This window comes from Pseudomonas sp. RL (genome assembly GCF_000647775.1).
Taxonomy (GTDB): Bacteria; Pseudomonadota; Gammaproteobacteria; order Pseudomonadales; family Pseudomonadaceae; genus Serpens; species Serpens flexibilis.
In genome coordinates, this window is sequence record NZ_JBOY01000096.1 from 1 (window position 1) to 21844 (window position 21844).

A 21844-nucleotide genomic window follows, 5' to 3' on the forward strand; every position below is an offset into this window, starting at 1 on the left:
GGCAGTGGCCTGGGCGTCGACCTGCGGTGCGGTCTCCGGCTGGGCGACCGGCGCTTCGCTGACGGCTTCCACCGCCTCGCTGGCCAGGCTGGCAGCCACGGCGCTGGCGGCCACTACGCTGCCCTCGCTGGGTTCGGACTGAGCTTCCTCACTGCCTTCACTCGGCAGCAGGCCGGCTTCCTGCTGGCGTTCACGGCGGTTGCTGCGACGACGCTGGCCACGTGAGCGGCGGCGCGGACGCTCGTGTTCGCCGCCTTCCTGCTCGAGTTCCAGGCCCTCTTCGCCATTCAGCAGCTCTTCCTCGACGGTCTCGACCGGCTCCGGACGCGGCTTGCGTTCTTCGCGTTGTGGGCGTTCTTCGCGCGGCGGGCGCTCGGTACGCTCGCGGCGGACCTCCGGAGCCTGCTGGGCTTGCGTCTCGCGAGGTTCGCGTGCCTGACGCTCCTCGCGCGGCTGCCGTTCTTCACGGGGCTGGCGCTCCTCGCGGGCTTCGCGGGGCTGGCGCTCGGCGCGCGGCTGCTGGCGGCGGCTCTCCTGGCCTTCGCGTGCTTCACGAGGCTGGCGCTCTTCCCGCTCGCCACGGGGCTTGCGCTCCTCGTCACGACGACCGTCGCGGCGACGGTTCTGCTGACGACCGTTGCGGCGTTCCTCGCTGCCGCGCGCCGCGGGTTCGCGACTGGTTTTCTCGGCCGGCTTGGCGGCTTCTTCCTTGCCAGCGAACAGACCGACCAGGGATTTCACCAGGCCCTTGAACAGGCTGGGTGCCGGGGCGCTGGGTGCAGCTGGCGCCACCGGGGCCGCGGGCGCGGCTGTCGGGGCGGGGGCCGGACGCTCGTGGGTGACGGTCTTCACGGCGGCTTCCTGGCGAACCAGGGTGCGGGTGGCGCTGACCGGCTGGACTTCCTCATTTTCGCTCGGAGCCATTTCGTAGCTGGAGTGGCCGGCGATCAGCTCGGGGCTGTCGTCGCGCAGGCGCTGCACTTCGAAGTGCGGCGTGTCCAGGTGGGCGTCCGGCAGGATGTAGATGCGGGTGCGGGTGCGCAGCTCGATCTTGGTGATGGCGTTGCGCTTCTCGTTGAGCAGGAAGGCAGCGACCTGGAAGGGCACGCGGGCACGCACTTCGGCGGTGCGGTCCTTGAGGGCTTCTTCCTCGATCAGGCGCAGGATGGCCAGCGACAGGGATTCCACGTCGCGGATGATGCCCTGGCCGTTGCAACGCGGGCAGACGATGCCACTGGTTTCCCCCAGGGACGGGCGCAGGCGCTGACGCGACATTTCCAGCAGCCCGAAGCGCGAGATGCGACCGATCTGCACGCGGGCGCGGTCGGCTTCCAGGGCTTCACGAACCTTGTCTTCCACGGCGCGCTGGTTCTTCGCCGGAGTCATGTCGATGAAGTCGATGACGATCAGGCCGCCGATGTCGCGCAGACGCAGCTGGCGGGCGATTTCCTCGGCCGCTTCCAGGTTGGTCTGCAGTGCGGTTTCCTCGATGTCGCCGCCCTTGGTGGCGCGCGCCGAGTTGATGTCGATGGACACCAGTGCTTCGGTCGGGTCGATGACGATGGAGCCGCCGGAAGGCAGCTTCACTTCGCGCTGGAAGGCGGTCTCGATCTGGCTCTCGATCTGGAAGCGGTTGAACAGCGGCACGCTGTCCTGGTACAGCTTGATCTTGCTGGCGTACTGCGGCATCACCTGCTGGATGAAGGCCAGGGCTTCTTCCTGGGCTTCCACGCTGTCGATCAGCACTTCGCCGATGTCCTGGCGCAGGTAGTCGCGGATGGCGCGGATGATGACGTTGGATTCCTGGTAGATCAGGAACGGGGCAGGGCGATCCTGGGAGGCGTCCTTGATGGCGGTCCACAACTGGATCAGGTAGTCCAGGTCCCACTGCAGCTCTTCGCTGGAGCGGCCCAGACCGGCGGTGCGCACGATCAGGCCCATGTCGGCCGGAGCGTCCAGGCCGTTCAGCGCTTCGCGCAGCTCGTTGCGTTCCTCACCCTCAATGCGGCGGGAGATGCCGCCGGCGCGCGGGTTGTTGGGCATCAGTACCAGGTAACGACCGGCCAGGCTGATGAAGGTAGTCAGTGCCGCACCTTTGTTGCCGCGCTCTTCCTTTTCAACCTGAACGATGACTTCCTGGCCTTCGCGCAGGACTTCCTTGATGTTGACGCGGCCGCCTTCCGGCGCCTTGGAGAAGTACTCGCGGGAGATTTCCTTGAGGGGCAGGAAGCCGTGGCGCTCGGCGCCGAAGTCGACGAAGGCGGCTTCCAGGCTGGGCTCGACGCGGGTGATGCGGCCCTTGTAGATGTTGGCCTTCTTCTGTTCACGAGCCCCGGACTCGATGTCCAGGTCGAACAGGCGCTGGCCATCGACCAGTGCGACGCGCAACTCTTCGGGTTGGGTCGCGTTAATCAGCATTCTTTTCATGTAGTACCGTTGGTTTCCGGGCTGCGGAAACGGCAAGCGGCACACACGACTCTCACGGTCGGTGTCGGGTGCGTCCAACAGCGGCGCGGCCGCTGCATTGTCAAGCGAGTGCCGATCAAACGGACCGGGCTCGCGACGAACGTCTCCTGCTACAACTGGCATGCAGAAGCACTGAATCAGGAGGAGGAATCAACCTGCGGATGTGGACGGGAAGCGTCTGTAAAAGCCTGATGCTACACAGTCCGGAGGTTGTGCATCTCCACCCTACACGATCCTTGAAAATCGGGTGCCGCTTACTCATTCCGTAGCGGGTTGTCATTATCGCGCCCAGTCATTCTGGCCGCGCGTCATGGGGTTTCGAGGCTTGGGTTCCTGGGCGCGCATCCCTCTGCGCATGCCCGGTGGACGGCCTGACGTCCCGAATGTGGTTGCCTGAGTGGAGCGGCTTTCTTGCATCGCTCGTGACTCGGCCGCTTTTGGCGGCGTTCGCGACTATAGCAGCTCTTAATAAGTGCTTCAATTGCATCAAAATTGTTATCATCTCGCCCCATGAATACGACTCCCTCCCCGACCTCCGGCGTACAGATGCTGGAAGTCGCGCCGGAACTGGCCGGCCAGCGCATCGACAACTTCCTGCGTACGCAATTGAAAGGCGTCCCCAAGACGCTGATCTATCGCATCCTGCGCAAGGGCGAGGTGCGTGTGAACAAAGGGCGAATCAAGCCCGAATACAAGCTGCAGGCCGGCGATGTGGTGCGCGTTCCGCCGCTGCGCCTGGCCGAGCGCGACGAGCCGGCGCCGTTGGCGCAGGGGCTGCTGGAGCGGCTGGAAGCGTCCATCGTTTATGAGGACAAGGCCCTGCTGGTGATCAACAAGCCGACCGGCATTGCCGTCCATGGTGGCAGCGGCCTGTCCTATGGTGTCATCGAAGCGTTCCGCCAGTTGCGTCCGGATGCCAAGGATCTTGAGCTGGTGCACCGGCTGGATCGGGATACCTCGGGGCTGCTGATGATCGCCAAGAAGCGCAGCATGCTGCGCCATCTGCACGAGGCGCTGCGCGGCGACGGCGTCGACAAGCGTTACCTGGCGCTGGTGCGCGGCAGCTGGCCGACCTCCAAGAAGAAGGTCAGTGCGCCCTTGCTGAAAAACAACCTGCGTTCGGGCGAGCGCATGGTCGAGGTCAATGACGAGGGCAAGGATGCGCTCACCGAGTTTCGGGTGGTTCGGCGCTTCGGCGAGTTCGCCACCCTGGTCGAGGCTAGCCCGATCACCGGACGGACCCACCAGATCCGCGTGCATGCCCGCCACGCCGGCCATGCGATCGCTGGCGACGCCAAGTACGGCGATGAGGAATTCACTCGGGAGATTCGCGAGCTGGGCGGCAAGCGCCTGTTCCTGCATGCCCATGCCCTGACGGTCACGCTGCCCGATGGCGCCGCGCTGACTCTGGAGGCGCCGGTGGATGAGATGTGGGCTCAGACCCTGGAGCGGCTGGGTGCCTGATTACCAACTGTTGGTTTTCGACTGGGATGGCACGCTGGCCGACTCGGTGTCGCGCATCATCGAGTCGGTGCTGGCGGCCGCCGATCGGTTTGACCTGCAGTCGCCGGATGAGGCGCAGATTCGCGGCATCATCGGTCTGGGCCTGCCCGAGGCTATCGCAGCGCTCTACCCTGAGCTGGACTCCGGGTTGGCCGAGCATTTCCGCCTGGCCTACGCCGATCATTACCTGACGCTGGATGGTGCGCCGCCGCCGCTGTTTCCCGGGGTCGTCGAGGGTCTGGAGACGCTGCGCGACGCCGGTTATCGCCTGGCGGTGGCCACCGGCAAGAGCCGTCGCGGCCTGCAGCGCGCCCTCGCGGGGCATGGCTGGCTGGATTACTTCGAAGTCACCCGTTGTGCCGATGAAACCGCCAGCAAGCCCGATCCGCGCATGCTGCACGAGATCCTGGACCATTGCGGAGTCAGTGCCGGGCGTGCGCTGATGATCGGCGATGCAACCTTCGATCTGCAGATGGCGCGCAATGCGGGAATGGATGCGGTGGCGGTCGGCTATGGTGCGCAGCCGCTGGAGCGCCTGCGGCCTTTTGCGCCGCGCCTGGAAATCATGGAATTCGCCGAGCTGCGCGACTGGCTGATGCCGGTGGTGCATCGGCACTCACTTGAGGGTGTGTAATGGCTGACGAGTGGAAGGCGCCCGAAGACAAGGGCGAGGACAAGAGCTGGAGGCTACTGGAAAAGGCTGTGCTGGCGGGTGTGCAGGAACAGCGCCGTGCCCGGCGCTGGGGCATCTTCTTCAAGTTGCTCACCTTTGCCTACCTGTTTGGCGCCCTGGTGCTGTTTGCGCCCTGGAAGGGTGAGCGTGGCGTTGCCTCGGGGGGTAACCATACTGCGCTGATTGAATTGCGCGGCATGATCGCCGATGAGGAGAATGCCAGTGCCGACAACATCGTCGGCAGTCTGCGTGCTGCTTTCAAGGATGCCGGTACGCGCGGCGTCGTCTTGCGCATCAACAGTCCGGGGGGCAGTCCGGTACAGTCAGGCTACATCTATGACGAGATTCGCCGGCTACGGACCGAATATCCGCAGACCCGCGTGTATGCCGTGATCACCGACCTGGGGGCCTCTGGCGCTTATTACATTGCCAGTGCGGCGGATGCCATTTATGCCGACAAGGCCAGTCTGGTGGGCTCGATCGGTGTGACGGCGGCTGGTTTCGGTTTCGTGGGTGCCATGGAAAAGCTGGGTATCGACCGCCGCCTCTATACGGCGGGGGAGCACAAGGCCTTCCTGGATCCCTTCTCGCCGCCGCGGGCTGATGAAGCTGAGTTCTGGGAGTCGGTGCTGCAGACCACGCATCGCCAATTCATCGACAGTGTCCGCAAGGGGCGGGGTGATCGCCTGAAGGATGCCGAGCATCCGGAGCTATTCTCGGGGCTGGTCTGGTCCGGCGAACAGGCGTTGGAGCTGGGGCTGGTTGACGGACTGGCCAGCAGTAGCCAGGTGGCGCGCGAGGTGATCGGCGAGGAACGTATCGTCGACTTCACCCGCAAGGACACGCCCCTGGATCGTTTTGCCAAGAAGCTGGGTGCTGGTGTGGCGGCGCACCTTTCGCCCTGGCTGGGCCTGCAAGGCCCGAGCCTGCGTTGAGTGGGTGAGGCGGTCAGGGTACCTGAATACCCTCCGCCTCCAGCATGTCCACCAGTCGAATCAGCGGCAGGCCGACCAGGCTGGTGATGTCGTCCCCTTCCGTGCGGCGAAACAGGCTGATGCCCAGTGCCTCGCACTTGAAGCTTCCGGCGCAGTCGTAGGGCTGCTCGGTGCGCAGATAGCGCTCGATGCGGGCGTCGTCCAGCTCGCGGAAATGCACGGTGAAGGGTACGCAGGTCACCTGGCTGCGGCCGCTGCGCGCGTTGTGCAGGCACAGTCCGGTGAGGAAGCTGACGCTGCGCCCGCTGGCGGCGCGTAATTGTTCCCGGGCGCGTTCGAAAGTGCCGGGCTTGCCGATCAGTTGGTCGTCCAGCACGGCCACCTGATCGGAGCCGATGATCAGGTGCTCCGGGTACTGCTCGGCCAGGGCTTGCGCCTTCTGTTGTGCCAGGCGGCTGGCCAGGGCAAGGCCGTTCTCGCCGGGCAGGGGCGATTCGTCGATGTTGGCTGCCGCGTAGTCGAAAGGCAGGCGCAGGCGAGCCAGAAGTTCGCGTCGATAGATCGAGCCGGAGGCCAGCAGAATGGGTGGCATACGCGCTTCCTTTTATAGGTATTCCGGGTGCGGATTCTAAGCCTGTGTCAGCCCGGCGCCCAGGCAGGAATTTCCTTTGACAGGGGGGAGTTAGCTCCCTAGAATCTCGCGCCTATGTTGAATGGGCCGATTCCACCTCACGTTGATCCACGCAAGCTGGCTGACCGCGGCGCAGTGCTCGAGGGCGAAATTCCCTTGGCCTCCCTGCCGCGGCTGGCCGAGCAGATGGTCGACCACGCCGGTACGGTACGCGCGAAGCTGAGCTTCGAGCGGGACGAGCGCCGCGCGGTTGTCATTCATGGCGAGTTCAGTGTCGAGGCCAAGATGGTATGCCAGCGCTGCCTGGACGTTGCCACCCTGCCGATCCATGGCGAGTACCATTACGCCGTGATCCCGGAGGGTAGCGAACAGGTCGTGCCGAAAGGTTACGATGCGCTGGAGGTGGGGGAGGACCCTCTGGATTTGCTGACACTGGTCGAGGATGAGCTGTTGCTGGCCTTGCCGATCGTTCCGGTCCACGATTCCAGCGTCTGTCAGCAACCGGCGGGTCAAGATGATCCTCAGCCGAGCGAGGACGAAGTTTCGCGGCCCAACCCGTTCAGCGTACTGGCGCAGTTAAAGCGCGACCCAAACGTTTAGGAGTTAATCAGTTATGGCTGTTCAGCAGAACAAAAAATCCCGTTCGGCACGCGACATGCGCCGCTCCCACGACGCCCTGGAGCCCAACGCTCTGTCCGTCGAAAAGAGCACCGGTGAAGTCCACCTGCGCCACCACGTGTCGCCGGAAGGCTTCTACCGTGGTCGCAAGGTGATCGACAAGGACTCCGCCGAGTAATCCTTGTCCGCTTCGATCATCGCCATCGATGCAATGGGTGGGGACTTCGGTCCCCACTGCGTTGTTCCTGCCAGTCTGGCCTGTCTGGCAGAAAATCCCCTCCTTAGACTGGCGCTCGTCGGTCAGGCACCTCTTCTCGAAAAGATCCTCTCCCGCCATTCTGGCGTGGATCGTTCCCGGCTGCACATCGTTCACGCCTCGCAAGTCATCGGCATGCAGGAGCGCCCGTCCCAGGCGCTGCGTGGCAAGCCCGATGCGTCCATGCGCGTGGCGCTGGAAATGGTCCGTGACGGTCGCGCGCGCGCCTGCGTAAGTGCCGGCAATACCGGTGCGCTGATGGCGCTGTCCCGCTATGTGCTCAAGACCCTGCCGGGTGTCGACCGGCCGGCCATGATGGCGGCACTGCCGACCCGTACCGGCAGCTGCTACCTGCTGGATCTGGGGGCCAATGTGGACTGCGGTGCCGAGCACCTCTATCAGTTCGCGGTCATGGGTTCGGTGGCGGCCGAGGCGCTGGGGGTGCGCCGGCCGCGCGTGGCGCTGCTCAACGTGGGCGCCGAGGACATCAAGGGCAATCAGCAGGTCAAGCTGGCGGCCAGCCTGCTGCGCGAGGCGCGGGCGATCAATTTTATTGGCTACATCGAAGGCGACGGACTGTATCGCGGCGAGGCGGATGTGGTGGTGTGCGACGGTTTCGTCGGCAACATCCTGCTCAAGTCCAGCGAGGGGCTGGCGGAAATGGTGGCCGAGCGCATTCGCGGGCTGTTCGAACGCAGCCTGCCGGCGCGCCTGGTCGGCCTGCTGGCATTGCCGCTTCTGCGCTCCCTGCGTCAGGAATTGCGGCCGGCGGCCCACAATGGAGCCAGCTTTCTCGGCCTGCAGGGCATCGTGATCAAGAGTCACGGCGGCGCGGCGGAGGAAGGCTTCCAGAGCGCCATTCGTCGCGCTTCGGCGGAAATCCGCGAAAATCTCCCGCAGCGCCTGCATGGGCGTCTCGAAGACCTGCTGTTATAGGTTATCGCGCATGATGTGACTGGCCTTCACGGGCTGTCATCCAATGCTCAATTCGTTGCGCTCCACAGTCGAGCGCAATGGTTTCGACGAAGACATCAAGGATTTTTTCCATGTCCGTAACCTCCGCATTCGTCTTCCCCGGTCAGGGTTCGCAATCGCTCGGCATGCTGGGCGAGATCGGCGCGCAGCAGCGTCTGGTGCTCGATACCTTCGCCGAGGCTTCCGAGGCGCTGGGCTATGACCTCTGGGCGCTGACCCAGAACGGCCCCGAAGAGCAGCTGAACCAGACCGACAAGACCCAGCCGGCGATTCTCACGGCCTCCATGGCGCTGTGGCGCCTGTGGCTGACCGAGAACGGCGCGCGTCCGGCCTATGTCGCTGGCCACAGCCTGGGCGAGTACTCGGCGCTGGTCGCTGCCGGCAGCCTGCCGTTCGCCGCTGCCGTCAAGCTGGTGGAGCTGCGTGGCCAGCTGATGCAGCAGGCCGTGCCGGCCGGGCAGGGCGGCATGGCCGCTATTCTCGGTCTGGAGGATGATGACGTGCGTGCCGCCTGCGCCGAAGCGGCCCAGGGCGAAGTGGTCAGTGCGGTGAACTTCAATGCCCCCGGCCAGGTGGTCATCGCCGGCGGCGCCGCTGCCGTGGCCCGTGCCGTCGAGGTGTGCAAGGCCAAGGGCGCCAAGCGCGCCATGCCGCTGCCGGTCAGTGTGCCGTCCCATTGCGACCTGATGCGTCCGGCGGCCGAGCGTTTTGCCGAAGCCGTGGCCGCCCTCGACTGGCAGGCGCCGCAGATCCCCCTGGTGCAGAACGTCAGCGCCGACGTGGTCAATGATCTGGATACCCTCAAGCGCGACCTGTTGGCTCAGCTGTACAGCCCGGTGCGCTGGGTCGAGTCGATGCAGCGTCTGGGAGCCTGCGGCGTCACTGCGCTGGTCGAGTGCGGGCCTGGCAAGGTACTCTCCGGCCTCAACAAGCGTTGCGTGAAGGGCGTGGACACCTACAGCCTGGATACCCCCGAAGCCTTTGCGGCGACCCGCGCCGCCCTGGCTTGATCAAGGAGAACGTTTCAATGAGTTTGCAAGGTAAGATTGCCCTGGTCACCGGCGCCAGCCGCGGCATCGGTCAGGCCATCGCCCTAGAGCTGGGCCGTCAGGGCGCTGTGGTGGTCGGTACCGCCACCTCCGCCGCCGGCGCCGAGCGCATCGCCGAAACCCTGAAGAGCAATGGCATTCAGGGCGGTGGTCTGGTGCTCGACGTGGGCAGCGATGAGTCCGTGACTGCCGCTCTGGCGCAGATCCAGGAACAATACGGCCAACTGGCGATCCTGGTGAACAACGCCGGCATCACCCGCGACAACCTGATGCTGCGCATGAAGGATGACGAGTGGTTCGACGTCATCAACACCAACCTGAACAGTCTTTACCGTCTGTCCAAGGCGGTGCTGCGCGGCATGACCAAGGCCCGCTGGGGTCGTATCATCAACGTCGGCTCGGTGGTGGGTGCCATGGGCAACGCCGGGCAGAGCAACTACGCGGCCGCCAAGGCCGGCGTGGAAGGTTTCAGTCGTGCGCTGGCCCGTGAAGTCGGTTCGCGCAATATCACTGTGAACACCGTGGCCCCGGGTTTCATCGACACCGACATGACCCGCGAACTGCCCGAGGCGCAGCGCGAGGCCCTGCTGACCCAGATTCCCCTGGCTCGCCTGGGGCAGGCCGAGGAAATTGCCAAGGTGGTCAGCTTCCTGGCTTCCGACGGTGCGGCCTACGTGACCGGAGCAACGATTCCGGTCAATGGCGGCATGTATATGTGATGCCAAAATGTGACCCCGACCGACAGGCCGTTGTCAGAAGGGCTGTCCGAATTCATGTTGAATGGTCGGGGCACGGAATTACAGTCGATCAGGTCGGGATCTCCCGGCTTGAAATGTGAAAAACCCTTTCTATACACTTACCCGCAGTCCAGCTGCCTGGATTTGTCCATAGGAGTGAAAACAAGGTATGAGCACCATCGAAGAACGCGTCAAGAAGATCGTTGCTGAGCAACTTGGCGTCAAAGAAGAGGAAGTCACCAACAGCGCTTCCTTCGTCGAAGATCTGGGCGCCGACTCTCTTGACACCGTCGAGCTGGTGATGGCTCTCGAAGAGGAATTCGAGACCGAAATCCCGGACGAGCAAGCTGAGAAGATCACCACCGTCCAGGAAGCCATCGATTACATCAATGCCCACGCGCAGTAAGTAATCGAACGCTTTCGAGGCGAGAGAAGCCGCACAACCTCACGGGCGTGCGGCTTTTTCTTGTGGCGGGAAGAATCCCGCACACCTCCCGTCCTGTCGTCGGGAGGATGGCCGAGCGGACTGCTGCGGCCTTTCCGTTAGTGAACAAGAGGACAAAACAGTGTCGCGTAGACGTGTCGTGGTCACCGGGATGGGTATGCTTTCGCCGCTGGGTACCGATGTGCCGAGCAGCTGGGAAGGTGTTCTGGCTGGCCGCAGCGGCATCGGTCCGCTTGAGCACATGGATGTCTCTGCCTTTTCCACCCGCTTTGGCGGCTCGGTGAAGGGTTTCGATGTCGAGCAATACCTGCCCGCCAAGGAGGCGCGCAAGCTCGACCTGTTCATCCAGTACGGTCTGGCCGCCAGCTTCCAGGCGGTACGTCATTCCGGACTGGAAATCACCGATGCCAATCGTGAGCGCATCGGCGTAGCCATGGGCTCCGGTATCGGCGGCCTGACCAATATCGAGAACAACTGCAAATCGTTGTTCGAGCAAGGGCCGCGGCGCATTTCGCCGTTCTTCGTGCCCGGCTCGATCATCAACATGGTGTCCGGCTTCCTGTCTATCCACCTGGGCATCCAGGGACCGAACTACGCGGTGACCACCGCCTGCACCACCGGCACCCACAGCATCGGCATGGCGGCGCGCAACATCGCCTATGGCGAGGCTGACGTGATGATCGCCGGCGGCTCGGAAATGGCCGCCTGTGGCCTGGGGCTCGGTGGTTTCGGTGCCGCCCGTGCCCTGTCTACCCGCAACGACGAGCCGACGCGGGCCAGCCGCCCGTGGGACAAGGACCGTGACGGTTTCGTGCTGTCCGACGGTGCCGGTGCCCTGGTGCTGGAAGAGCTCGAACATGCCCGGGCGCGCGGGGCCACCATCTATGCCGAGCTGGTCGGCTTCGGCATGAGCGGTGACGCCTACCACATGACTGCTCCGCCGGAGAACGGTGCCGGCGCGGCGCGCTGCATGGTCAATGCGCTGCGCGATGCCGGTCTGAATCCGGACCAGGTGCAGTACATCAATGCCCATGGCACCTCCACGGCCGCCGGTGACCTGGCGGAAGCGGCCGCCATCAAGTCGGTGTTCGGCGAACACGCCTATCGTCTGGCGGTTTCCTCCACCAAGTCGATGACCGGTCACTTGCTGGGCGCTGCCGGTGCGGTCGAGGCGATCTTCAGCGTGCTGGCGATCCGCGACCAGGTGGCGCCGCCGACCATCAACCTGGAGAATCCGGACGAGGGCTGCGACCTCGACTTCGTGCCCGGCGAAGCCCGCGCCCTGCCGATCGAGGTGGTGGTGTCCAACTCCTTCGGCTTCGGTGGCACCAACGGCTCGCTGGTCTTCCGCCGGTTCAACGGCTGATGCTGAGCTGGGTCGACGGTCGCCCGGCTGCGGAGCTGCCGCTGAGCGACCGCGGTCTGGCTTACGGTGACGGGTTGTTTGAAACCCTCGCCGTGCGTCATGGCCAGCCTTGTCTGCTGGCAGCTCACCTGCAACGCCTGCGGCTGGGTTGCGAGCGACTGGGTATTCCTTTTGACGAGGCCCTGGTGACCGATGAGCTGCTGGCCTTCTGCGCTGCAGTGGGCGACGGCGTGGCCAAGCTGATCGTGACCCGGGGCGATGGATTGCGCGGCTATGCGCCGCCGACGCCGGTACAACCACGGCGTCTGCTGCTGGCCAGCCCCTTGCCGGCCTATCCCGTCGAGCATGCCGAGCAGGGCGTCGAGCTGTTCCCCTGTGCGTTGCGCCTGGCCGAGCAGCCACGCCTGGCCGGCCTCAAACACCTCAACCGCCTCGAGCAGGTGCTGGCGCGCGCCGAATGGCAGGATTCCCGTTACGCGGAAGGTCTGTTGCGCGATCAGGCGGGGCGGCCCATCGAGGGCGTGTTCAGCAATCTGTTTCTGGTCAGTGACGGTCGACTGCTGACCCCGTCCCTGGAGCGCTGCGGCGTCGCTGGCGTGATGCGCGGCGCCTTGCTTGAGCAGGCGCACGCGTTGGGCATTGCTTGCGAAGTCCGCGACCTTGCCTTCGACGAATTGCTGGCGGCGCAGGAAATCTTTCTCTGCAACAGTGTCTATGGCGTCTGGCCGGTGCGCCGTCTTGAGACCCGTGTATGGCTGCCCGGGCCGCTCACCCGTAAACTGCAGGGCATCGCCCGCACCCTCCTGGATTGTTGAACGTGATACGTACATTGTTGAGGCTGCTCGTCGGCGGCCTGCTGTTGGTTGTCCTTGTACTGGGTTACGCCTTCTGGCAACAGCGCGCGGCGCTGCAACAGCCGCTGAAATTGGATGAAGCCAGGTTGCTGGATGTGCCGGCTGGCTCCACGCCGGTCGGGCTGATCAATCGTCTGGAGCGCGATGGCCTGCTGGAGGGCAGCCTCTGGCTGCGCCTGCACTGGCGTCTGTACCGGGCCGGCCAGACCCTGCACGGCGGTGAATACCGCCTGGAGCCCGGAATGACGGTCAACGAACTGTTCGAAGCCTGGGTCAGCGGCAAGGTGGTGCAGTACAGCCTGACCCTGGTGGAAGGCTGGAACATCCGTCAGTTGCGTGCCGCGCTGGCTGCCCAGGAAAAGCTGGAACAGACGCTGGCAGGGGTGGATGATGCCGAGCTCATGCGCCGGGTCGGCGAACCGGGCATGCACCCGGAAGGTCGCTTCTTTCCCGATACCTACCGCTACGTACGGGGCATGCGGGACATCGACCTGCTGATCCAGGCCAACCGCCGGCTGCGGCAGGTGCTGGCCGAAGAATGGGCGGCGCGGGCCACTGGGCTGCCCTACAAGAATGACTACGAGGCGCTGATCATGGCGTCGATCATCGAAAAGGAGACCGGTGTGCCCGCCGAGCGCGGCCAGATTGCCGGCGTGTTCGTCCGCCGCCTGGAAAAGCGCATGCGCCTGCAGACAGACCCGACGGTGATCTACGGCATGGGCGAGCGCTATGCCGGCAAGATCCGCCGTAGCGACCTGCGCGAAGCCACGCCCTACAACACCTATGTGATCTCCGGCATGCCGCCGACGCCGATCGCCATGGTCGGCCGCGAGGCGATCCACGCAGCGCTGCAGCCGGAGCCGGGCAACACCCTGTACTTCGTGGCCCGCGGCGATGGCAGCCATGTGTTCTCCTCCACGCTGGAGGAGCATCTGCGTGCCGTACGCCAGTATCAGCTCAAGCGTCGGGCCGACTATCGGTCGAGTCCGGCGCCCATTAGCAAGGAAACCCCGTGAGCGGCCTGTTTATCACCCTGGAAGGCCCGGAAGGTGCCGGCAAGACCACCAATCGCGAGTTTCTCGCCGAGCGCCTGCGCACTGCGGGGCACGAGGTTCTGCTGACCCGGGAGCCGGGCGGCACGCCGTTGGCCGAGCGCATTCGCGAGCTGCTGCTGGCGCCCAGCGATGAGCCGATGGCCACGGATACCGAACTGTTGCTGATGTTCGCCGCCCGCGCGCAGCACCTGGATCAGGTCATCCGCCCAGCGTTGGCGGTCGGCAAGGTGGTGCTTTGCGATCGCTTCACCGATGCCACCTACGCCTATCAGGGCGGTGGGCGTGGTGTGAGCGAGGCGCGGATCGCCGTGCTTGAGGACTTCGTGCAAGGTACGCTGCGGCCGGATCTGACGTTGGTGTTCGATCTGCCGGTCGACGTCGGGCTGGCCCGGGCCGCGGCGCGCGGCCGGCTGGATCGCTTCGAGCAGGAGGGACGTGCGTTCTTCGAGGCCGTGCGCCAGACCTACCTGCGCCGCGCCGCCCTGAATCCGCAGCGCTACCGGATCATCGATGCCGGCCAGCCGCTGGTCGACGTCCAACGCCAGCTCGAGCGTCTGCTGCCGGAACTGCTGGAGCGTCAGCCGTGAACGACATTCTTCCCTGGCAGGCGGCGTTGTGGAAACAGCTGGCCGGTCGACGGCAGCACGCCCATGCCTACCTGCTGCACGGCCCGCAGGGTACCGGCAAGCGCATCCTGGCCGAGCGCCTGATGGCACTGCTGCTCTGTCAGCAGCCGGTCGACGCGCAGGCGTGCGGCCGGTGCAAGGCCTGTCAGCTGCTGGCGGCCGGTACGCACCCGGACCACTACGTGCTGGAACCGGAAGAGGTCGACAAACCAATCAAGATCGACCAGGTGCGTGACCTGGTGAGCTTCGTGGTGCAGACCGCCCAGATGGGCGGGCGCAAGGTGGTGTTGCTGGAGCCGGCCGAGGCGATGAACCTGAATGCCGCCAACGCGCTGCTCAAGAGCCTGGAGGAGCCCTCCGGGGATACCGTGCTGCTGCTCATCAGCCATCAGCCCAGTCGCTTGCTGCCAACCATCAAGAGCCGTTGCGTGCAGCAGGCCTGCCCCCTGCCGGATCACAAGCAGAGTCTGGCCTGGCTGCGCCAGTCGCTGCCGGAGCTGGATGCCGACACGCTGGAGGCCTTGCTGGCACTGGCCGCCGGCTCGCCGCTGGCAGCGCAGCGGCTGCACGCCCAGGGCGTGCTGGACCAGCGCGCGCTGGTGGTGGAGGGCGTCAAGAAGCTGATCAAGCGCCAGCAGAGTCCCAGCCAGCTCGCCGAGGCTTGGAATGCCGTGCCGCTGTCGATGCTGTTCGACTGGTTCTGCGACTGGACACACCGGATGCTGCGTTTCCAGTTGACCGCCGACACGCGGGGGCTCGGCCCGGTGGACATGGCCAAGGTGATCGAATACCTGGCGGGCAAGGTTTCCCAGCCGCGTTTGCTGGTGCTGCAGGACTGGCTGCTGGAGCAGCGCCACAAGGTGCTGGGCAAGGCCAACCTCAACCGTGCGCTGCTTCTCGAAGCCCTGCTGGTGCAGTGGGCGGAGCTGCCGAGCCACGGCTAGAATCGTCCCTCGCCACCGTGAGGGAGACACCATGACCACGCCGAGTCCGGGAGCCCGCAATGGCATCCTGTCGCTGACCATCAAGGACAAGGCGGTGCTGTACGCCGCCTACATGCCGTTCATCAAGGGCGGCGGGCTGTTCATCCCCACCAGCAAGACCTATCGCCTCGGCGACGAGGTCTTCCTGTTGCTGAACCTGATGGACGAGCCGGAAAAGATTCCGGTAGCCGGCAGGGTGGCGTGGATCACGCCCCGCGGCGCCCAGGGCAACCGCGCGGCTGGCGTCGGCGTGCAGTTCAACGAGAGTGACAACATCGCCCGCAACAAGATCGAGACCTACCTGGCCGGCGCGCTCAAGTCCGACCGGGTTACTCACACCCTGTAGCGCTCTAAGGTGGCCATCGAGGGCGTATAATGCGTGCCCTCTTCGCCTTGCCGAGCCGTCTTGCCATGTTGGTCGATTCCCACTGCCACCTAGATCGCCTGGACCTTTCCGCTCACGGAGGTTCGCTGGATGCCGCGCTGCAGGCGGCACGTGAACGGGACGTGGGGCATTTCCTGTGCATTGGCGTCAGCGCCGCCAATGCCGCCACGGTTCGTGAGCTGAGTCAGCGTTACGGGGATGTGGACTGCTCGGTCGGTGTGCATCCCCTGGACCTGCAGCCTGGCGCCGAGCCGGCGCTCGACTGGCTGCTCGCCGAACTGGCGCATCCCCACGTGGTGGCAATCGGAGAAACGGGCCTGGACTACCACTACGAGCCGGAAGCCGCGGAGCTGCAGCAGGCATCCTTCCGTCTGCACCTGCAGGCGGCCCGCATCACCGGCAAGCCGGTGATCGTGCATACCCGGGCCGCGCGCGAGGATACCCTGACGCTGCTGCGCGAGGCGGATCTGCCCCAGGCGGGCGTGCTGCACTGCTTCACCGAGGATTGGGACATGGCGCGCGCGGCGCTGGATCTGGGGTTCTACATTTCCCTCTCCGGTATCGTCACCTTCCGCAACGCAGACATGCTCCGCGAGGTCGCCCGGCAGGTTCCGGCGGACCGGCTGCTGGTGGAAACGGATGCCCCGTATCTCGCGCCGATTCCCCATCGTGGCAAGCCCAATCTCCCGCAGTATGTGCGCGAGGTTGCGGAGTTCCTCGCCGAACTGCGCAGCGTTCCCTATGCCACTCTGGCTGAGCAGACCACCGCGAACTTCAGGCGCCTGTTCCCGCTGGCGCGTGTCCGTCAGGCCTGAGCCAAGGCATAAAAAAACCCGGATTCTGGGGGATGAATCCGGGTTAAGGACCATTAGGAGTAAAAACAAGCAAGGGTACGCACTCCAGTACCCTCTGCCGCCGTCAGGCATTGGGGGAAATGCCAGAACGGTTTTGGCAGTATGGCCAGAGCCGCTGGAATGGCCGGTGACCGTCTATATCTTTTCGTAATCAATATACGTGTGTTGAGAACCTACCTGTCTGCCAACTGGCTTATCGCGCGGATCGTCTCCTCTAGCACCTGACCGGTGGTATAGAAGTGGGGTGACAGGCGAATGCCGGCACCGCGCTGGGCGCAGACGATCTGTTGCCGACGCAGTGCTTCGAACAGCTCGCCCTGGTCCCGACCGTCAAGGGTGAAATTCAGGATGCCGGCGCGGCGCTCGGTGTCCTGCGGGCTATGGATGGTGAGTCCCGGGATGTTCAGCAATCCCTGCTGCAGGTGTTCCATACGCTCCGCCAACTGGCTGGCGACTCGCGCCATGCCCACTTCTTCAAGCAGCGAAAGACTGGCTTCCAGCGCCATGCTGGCCAGCATGTTCGGGCTGCCGCATTCGAAACGCCGCGCACTGCGGGCTGGCTGCCAGTCCTGGCGCAAGTAGTCGCCGGCATGTTCCAGCATGTGCCAGCCGTATTCGTGCAGGGTCAGTTGTTCGCGCAGGTCGCTGCGGCAGTAGAACACTCCGAGGCCTTCCGGGCCGAGCATCCACTTGTGGCCGTCAGCGACCACGAACGCACAGCGTGCATCTTGTACATCGAAGGGCAGGGCGCCCAGATGCTGGATGGCGTCCACGCAGAACAGCACGCCGCGGGCGGCACAGCCTTCGCCGAGACGGGAAAGGTCCAGCCTCAGACCGCTGGCGTATTGCACCGAGCTGATCGACAGCAGCCGGGTACGCGGCCCGCAGGCGGCCAGCAGGTCGGCTTCCGGGTCCGCGCCGCTCAGACTGACCTGCCGCACCTCGACGCCATGGCGCGCCAGCGCCTGCCAGACGACCCGGTTCGAGGGAAATTCCTCGTCGCTGATCACCACCTGGTCGCCCGGGCGCCAGTCCAGCCCGAAGGCAATGAAGGACAGGCCTTCCGAGGTGTTCTTCACCAGTGCGATGTCATCGGTGGAGGGTGCATTGAGCAACCGGGCCAGGCGCTGGCGCAGGCGATGTTCCACCTTGAGCCAGTCGGGATAGTCGCGGGCGCCGATGGTGGCGTTCTGCTCCGCGAAGGCGGCGACCGCGCGTGCCGCGCGTTGCGGCCACGGGGCCACCGCCGCGTGGTTGAGGTAACGCAAGCCTTCCGGCTGGGGGAACTCGGCAAGCAGATCAGCCATGGTGGCTCCGTACAATTTTTTGCGGGTCAGGCATAATAGCGAGCTTCAACCGTGAGCTGCGCAGTCCTTATGCACAAAGAACCCCGCAAGGTCCGAGAGTTTCGCCGTCGTGAGCAGGAGATTCTGGATACTGCTCTGAAGCTGTTCCTCGAGCATGGTGAAGACAGTGTCACTGTCGAGATGATCGCGGATGCCGTGGGCATCGGCAAAGGCACCATCTACAAGCACTTCAAGTCCAAGGCCGAAATCTACCTGCGGCTGATGCTCGACTATGAGCGCGACCTGAACGAGCTGCTCCACTCCGATAACGTGGATCGCGATCGGGAAGCGCTGTCGCGTGCCTATTTCGAGTTCCGCATGCGTGACCCGCAGCGCTACCGCCTGTTCGACCGCCTGGAAGAGAAGGTGGTCAAGAGCAATCAGGTGCCGGAGCTGGTGGAGAAACTGCACAAGATCCGGGCCTCGAACTTCGAGCGGCTGACCCAGTTGATCAAGGGGCGGATTGCCGAGGGCAAGCTGGAGGATGTCCCACCGTATTTCCACTACTGCGCCGCCTGGGCGCTGGTGCATGGCGCGGTGGCGCTTTACCACTCGCCGTTCTGGAGCAGCGTGCTCGAGGATCAGGAAGGGTTCTACCAGTTCCTGATGGACATTGGTGTGCGCATGGGGAACCGGCGCAAGCGTGACACTGAAACACCGGCCAGCTGAGCAGCTGGCGCGGAAGCTGCATCGCAGGGCGGCACGCCGGTTTATCGGCATCGGTAGCGAGGAAATCAGGATGTACAGGGCGATCGGTCTGGGTGTGCTGTTGTCGCTGGGCGGTTGCATGGCAGTCAGCGACATGGTCGAGGCGACGCGCGAGCAATTCGCCGATGTCGGCCTGCTCGACCACAGCCAGACGCAGCGAGGTGCCTCGCGCCGCCTGCAGGCCGATTCCTTCATCTATATTGCCCAGGACGATTATCCGGCCAGCCCGGATGCCGTGCGGAGCAACGCGCTGGCGGATGAGGCCTACCGCAGCTTCACGGAGTATTTCCCCCAGGTACGTCGCGCCGAGGCGCCGCTGTCGCTCCAGCAGGCCCTTGTCCGGGCACAGTCGGCCGGGGCGCATTACCTGCTATTCGGGCGTGTGGCTGGCGAGGATGATCGCATCGGCACGCTGATCGAATGGGAAGACCAGCAAAGCCTTGACCGCCTGGGCGTCGACCGGGGGGTGGTGCAGCTGCTGCTGATCGAGACAGCCACTCGCTTTCCGGTGGATGCGGCGCGCATCACCACGCGGGGCGGCTTGCTGACCCTTTACGAAACCCGGCCCCAGGACCTGTTGGGCGCTCCCCTGCGGCAATACGCCCGGAGCCTGCGCGGCCTGAACTGATCGGGAGCGCGACATGAGCGAGCGTGGCAATCCCGGGGATCTGCTGTCACGAATCCCCGCCGGGGAAGGCAAGGGTCTTCCTCCTGTTCATCTCTGGAATCCGCCGTTCTGCGGCGATATCGACATGCGCATTGCCCGGGATGGAACCTGGTACTACCTGGGTACGCCGATCGGACGCAAGCCGATGGTCAAGTTGTTCTCCAGCGTTCTACGCAAGGATGGCGACGACTATTTCCTGGTCACTCCGGTGGAGAAGGTCGGTATCCGCGTGGATGACGCGCCGTTCGTGGCGGTGACCCTGGCTCTGGAAGGCGATGGCGAGCAGCAGCGGCTTCGTTTCACTACCCAGGTGGACGACGAGGTTGTGGCCGGTGCCGCACATCCTTTGCGGGTCGAGTTGGACTGTGACAGTGGCGAGCCTTCGCCCTACCTGCGGGTGCGCGCCAATCTGGACGCGCTGATCCATCGCAATGTGTTTTACCAATTGGTCGAGCTGGCGGTGGAGCGGGAGATTAATGGCCAGCTCTGGCTGGGGGTATGGAGCGACGGGGAATTTTTTCCCATCGGCCAGGCCTGAGGGTGGCGTGAATGAAAAAGCTCCCGGATGGGAGCTTTTTCATTTCGGCGGGGAGGGCGGGAAACCCACCCTCCTGCTGAAAATTTCAACTAAATCAAGCGGTTACGCTTGTTACATATTGGGGTAGTTGGGTCCGCCGGCGCCTTCCGGAGCCACCCAGGTGATGTTCTGGGCGGGGTCCTTGATGTCGCAGGTCTTGCAGTGCACGCAGTTCTGGGCATTGATCTGGAAGCGCTTGCTGCCGTCGTCGTTGCTGATCACTTCGTACACGCCGGCCGGGCAGTAGCGCTGCGCCGGTTCGTCGTATTTCGGCAGGTTCTGCTCAATCGGCAGGTTCGGATCGGCCAGCTTGAGGTGGACCGGCTGGTCTTCCTCGTGGTTGGTGTTGGACAGGAACACCGAAGACAGCTTGTCGAAGCTCAGTTTGCCGTCCGGCTTCGGATACTCGATCTTCTGGCTCTCGGCAGCCGGCTTCAGGCACGCGTAGTCCGGCTTGTTGTCGTGCAGGGTGAACGGCATCTTGCCGCCGAACCAGTTCTGGTCGATGTAGTTGAAGGCGCCGCCTACCAGTGCGCCCCACTTGTGCATGGCCGGGCCGAAGTTGCGGCTGCGGAACAGCTCGTCATACAGCCAGCTGGCCTTGAACGATTCGACATAGTTGTCCAGCGTGTCGCCGCCCTCGCGGCCGGCAGCCAGCGCTTCCGCCACGGCGTCGGCCGCGAGCATGCCGGATTTCATGGCGGTGTGGCTGCCCTTGATCTTGGCGAAGTTCAGGGTGCCCAAGTCACAGCCGATCAGTGCGCCCCCGGCGAAGACCATCTTCGGCAGCGAGTTCAGGCCGCCCTTGCAGATGGCGCGGGCGCCATAGGCCACGCGCTTGCCGCCTTCCAGGTACTGGGCGACCACCGGGTGATGCTTGTAGCGCTGGAACTCATCGAACGGCGACAGATAGGGGTTGGAGTAGGCCAGGTCAACGATCAGGCCCACGACCACCTGGTTGTTTTCCAGGTGATACAGGAAGGAGCCGCCCAGGGCGCTGTTGCCGGTTACGTCCAGCGGCCAGCCAGCGGTGTGCACCACCAGGCCGGGCTCGTGCTTGGCCGGGTCGATGTCCCAGATTTCCTTGATGCCGATGCCGTAGTGCTGGGCATCCGCTTCGGAATCCAGGTTGTAGCGCTTGATCAGCTGCTTGCCGATGTGGCCACGGCAGCCTTCGGCGAACAGGGTGTACTTGGCGCGCAGTTCCATGCCCGGGGTGTACATGCCGTCCTTCGGGTTGCCTTCGCGGTCGACACCCAGGTCGCCGGTGATGATGCCGCGCACCACGCCGTTCTCGTCGATCAGCGCTTCCTGGGCGGCGAAGCCGGGGTAGATTTCCACGCCCAGGCCTTCGGCCTGCTGGGCCAGCCAGCGGCACAGGTTGCCCAGGGAGATGATGTAGTTGCCTTCGTTGTGCATGGTCTTGGGCACGAACAGGCCAGGCAGTTTCTTGCCGCCAGTGGCGCTGGTCAGCATGTAGATGTCATCGCGAGTGACCGGCGTGTTCAGCGGAGCGCCGAGTGCCTTCCAGTCCGGGAACAGCTCTTCGAGCGCGCGCGGCTCGAAGACGGCGCCGGAGAGAATGTGGGCGCCGACTTCGGAACCCTTCTCGACCACGCAGACACTGATTTCCTGGCCGGCTTGCGCGGCGTTCTGCTTCAGCCGGCAAGCGGCGGAAAGGCCTGCGGGGCCGGCGCCGACGATGACGACGTCGAATTCCATATATTCGCGTTCCACAACTATCTCCTGCATCAAGGCTCTGGGTGTGCGTTATGACTGGCCATCATACCTGCGAGCTCAGGTCGGCGCATTATACAAGCACCTTTTAGAGATCCAATACAAACGTTTGTTTGAAAGCCGTCAAGCCCTGATAGACTCTGCGTTCCAGCCTCCCGAACGGGTGATTTTCTTGTATTGACCGCATGGGGGGTTGCGGTCAAGATACGAGCGGTTTTGCGGTCGCCGTATGGTTCGACAGTCGGTTCCGGCCGGCAGGCAACCCTCGCCAGTGCGCTGGCGACACTACTTTCAACCGGAAAAATAACGAGGAATCCATGAAGGTTCTTGTAGCTGTCAAGCGAGTGGTCGACTACAACGTCAAGGTTCGCGTCAAGGCGGACAACTCCGGCGTCGAC

General features: G+C 64.4%; 23 protein-coding genes and 1 pseudogene. 20 read left to right on the plus strand and 4 right to left on the minus strand.

Annotated features, from left to right (window positions below):
• A partial coding sequence (gene rne, locus AS93_RS19460; protein ID WP_155956155.1) for a ribonuclease E occupies window positions 1–2427 on the minus strand: 2427 nt, incomplete at its 3' end.
• A 549-nt stretch (window positions 2428–2976) separates the two neighbouring features.
• On the opposite strand from rne, the gene rluC reads away from it, so the two are divergent.
• The 3 genes from rluC to AS93_RS0114495 are packed head-to-tail and all read left to right on the plus strand — an operon-like array spanning window position 2977 to window position 5577.
• On the plus strand, window positions 2977–3930 hold the full coding sequence (gene rluC, locus AS93_RS0114485) for a 23S rRNA pseudouridine(955/2504/2580) synthase RluC (protein WP_027591277.1): 954 nt from the start codon (window positions 2977–2979) through the stop codon (window positions 3928–3930).
• Window positions 3923–4603, plus strand: a complete 681-nt coding sequence (locus AS93_RS0114490) for an HAD-IA family hydrolase (RefSeq protein WP_027591278.1) — start codon at window positions 3923–3925, stop codon at window positions 4601–4603. Before rluC ends, AS93_RS0114490 begins: the two co-directional genes overlap by 8 nt.
• Window positions 4603–5577, plus strand: coding sequence for a S49 family peptidase (locus tag AS93_RS0114495; RefSeq protein ID WP_027591279.1), 975 nt, complete (start codon window positions 4603–4605; stop codon window positions 5575–5577). Before AS93_RS0114490 ends, AS93_RS0114495 begins: the two co-directional genes overlap by 1 nt.
• A gap of 13 nt (window positions 5578–5590) precedes the next feature.
• On the opposite strand, the gene AS93_RS0114500 is transcribed toward AS93_RS0114495, so the two are convergent.
• Window positions 5591–6169, minus strand: a complete 579-nt coding sequence (locus AS93_RS0114500) for a nucleoside triphosphate pyrophosphatase (protein WP_027591280.1) — start codon at window positions 6167–6169, stop codon at window positions 5591–5593.
• Window positions 6170–6283: 114 nt separating this feature from the next.
• Between AS93_RS0114500 and AS93_RS0114505 the strand changes: the two genes are divergently transcribed.
• From AS93_RS0114505 to AS93_RS0114565, 13 genes are all read left to right on the plus strand, one after another.
• A complete protein-coding gene (locus AS93_RS0114505) occupies window positions 6284–6808 on the plus strand; it encodes a YceD family protein (RefSeq protein ID WP_027591281.1) in 525 nt (174 codons plus the stop codon).
• A gap of 13 nt (window positions 6809–6821) precedes the next feature.
• A complete protein-coding gene (rpmF, locus tag AS93_RS0114510) occupies window positions 6822–7004 on the plus strand; it encodes a 50S ribosomal protein L32 (protein WP_027591282.1) in 183 nt (60 codons plus the stop codon).
• 3 nt (window positions 7005–7007) lie between these two features.
• Window positions 7008–8018 (plus strand): phosphate acyltransferase PlsX, encoded by a 1011-nt coding sequence (gene plsX, locus AS93_RS0114515; protein ID WP_074467548.1) that lies wholly within the window; start codon window positions 7008–7010, stop codon window positions 8016–8018.
• 110 nt (window positions 8019–8128) lie between these two features.
• On the plus strand, window positions 8129–9067 hold the full coding sequence (gene fabD / locus AS93_RS0114520; RefSeq protein ID WP_027591284.1) for an ACP S-malonyltransferase: 939 nt from the start codon (window positions 8129–8131) through the stop codon (window positions 9065–9067).
• 17 nt (window positions 9068–9084) lie between these two features.
• Complete coding sequence (gene fabG, locus AS93_RS0114525) at window positions 9085–9825, plus strand: 3-oxoacyl-ACP reductase FabG (protein WP_027591285.1); 741 nt, start codon at window positions 9085–9087, stop codon at window positions 9823–9825.
• Between the two features lie 187 nt (window positions 9826–10012).
• Window positions 10013–10249 carry an acyl carrier protein gene (gene acpP / locus AS93_RS0114530; protein WP_003283670.1) on the plus strand — a complete coding sequence of 79 codons (237 nt, stop codon included), beginning with the start codon at window positions 10013–10015 and terminating at the stop codon, window positions 10247–10249.
• A 160-nt stretch (window positions 10250–10409) separates the two neighbouring features.
• On the plus strand, window positions 10410–11654 hold the full coding sequence (gene fabF, locus AS93_RS0114535; RefSeq protein ID WP_027591286.1) for a beta-ketoacyl-ACP synthase II: 1245 nt from the start codon (window positions 10410–10412) through the stop codon (window positions 11652–11654).
• Entirely contained in the window at window positions 11654–12469 is an 816-nt protein-coding gene (pabC, locus tag AS93_RS0114540) for an aminodeoxychorismate lyase (RefSeq protein WP_027591287.1), read from the plus strand. Before fabF ends, pabC begins: the two co-directional genes overlap by 1 nt.
• A 2-nt stretch (window positions 12470–12471) precedes the next feature.
• Window positions 12472–13524, plus strand: a complete 1053-nt coding sequence (gene mltG, locus AS93_RS19465) for an endolytic transglycosylase MltG (protein ID WP_037009449.1) — start codon at window positions 12472–12474, stop codon at window positions 13522–13524.
• Window positions 13521–14150 (plus strand): dTMP kinase, encoded by a 630-nt coding sequence (gene tmk, locus AS93_RS0114550; protein WP_027591288.1) that lies wholly within the window; start codon window positions 13521–13523, stop codon window positions 14148–14150. Before mltG ends, tmk begins: the two co-directional genes overlap by 4 nt.
• Window positions 14147–15133, plus strand: coding sequence for a DNA polymerase III subunit delta' (locus AS93_RS0114555; RefSeq protein ID WP_027591289.1), 987 nt, complete (start codon window positions 14147–14149; stop codon window positions 15131–15133). Before tmk ends, AS93_RS0114555 begins: the two co-directional genes overlap by 4 nt.
• A 31-nt stretch (window positions 15134–15164) precedes the next feature.
• On the plus strand, window positions 15165–15518 hold the full coding sequence (locus tag AS93_RS0114560; protein ID WP_027591290.1) for a PilZ domain-containing protein: 354 nt from the start codon (window positions 15165–15167) through the stop codon (window positions 15516–15518).
• 65 nt (window positions 15519–15583) lie between these two features.
• Window positions 15584–16372 carry a TatD family hydrolase gene (locus AS93_RS0114565; RefSeq protein WP_027591291.1) on the plus strand — a complete coding sequence of 263 codons (789 nt, stop codon included), beginning with the start codon at window positions 15584–15586 and terminating at the stop codon, window positions 16370–16372.
• A 212-nt stretch (window positions 16373–16584) separates the two neighbouring features.
• Here AS93_RS0114565 and AS93_RS0114570 read toward each other — a convergent pair whose 3' ends face one another.
• On the minus strand, window positions 16585–17718 hold the full coding sequence (locus AS93_RS0114570; protein WP_027591292.1) for an aminotransferase class V-fold PLP-dependent enzyme: 1134 nt from the start codon (window positions 17716–17718) through the stop codon (window positions 16585–16587).
• A gap of 69 nt (window positions 17719–17787) precedes the next feature.
• Here AS93_RS0114570 and AS93_RS0114575 point away from each other — a divergent pair, with 69 nt between their 5' ends.
• The 3 genes from AS93_RS0114575 to AS93_RS0114585 all read left to right on the plus strand — a co-directional run bounded on the left by AS93_RS0114575 (window position 17788) and on the right by AS93_RS0114585 (window position 19670).
• A complete protein-coding gene (locus tag AS93_RS0114575; RefSeq protein WP_027591293.1) occupies window positions 17788–18426 on the plus strand; it encodes a TetR/AcrR family transcriptional regulator in 639 nt (212 codons plus the stop codon).
• Between the two features lie 70 nt (window positions 18427–18496).
• A complete protein-coding gene (locus tag AS93_RS0114580; protein WP_027591294.1) occupies window positions 18497–19093 on the plus strand; it encodes a DUF4823 domain-containing protein in 597 nt (198 codons plus the stop codon).
• A 13-nt stretch (window positions 19094–19106) separates the two neighbouring features.
• Entirely contained in the window at window positions 19107–19670 is a 564-nt protein-coding gene (locus tag AS93_RS0114585; protein ID WP_027591295.1) for a DUF1285 domain-containing protein, read from the plus strand.
• A 111-nt stretch (window positions 19671–19781) separates the two neighbouring features.
• Here the strand turns inward: AS93_RS0114585 and AS93_RS0114590 are convergent, their stop codons facing one another.
• The gene (locus AS93_RS0114590; protein WP_027591296.1) at window positions 19782–21446 is read right to left on the minus strand and encodes an electron transfer flavoprotein-ubiquinone oxidoreductase; all 1665 of its coding nucleotides are present in this window, start codon (window positions 21444–21446) and stop codon (window positions 19782–19784) included.
• A 317-nt stretch (window positions 21447–21763) separates the two neighbouring features.
• Between AS93_RS0114590 and AS93_RS20655 the strand changes: the two are divergent.
• Window positions 21764–21844, plus strand: a pseudogene (locus AS93_RS20655) (electron transfer flavoprotein subunit beta/FixA family protein); the annotation flags it as partial.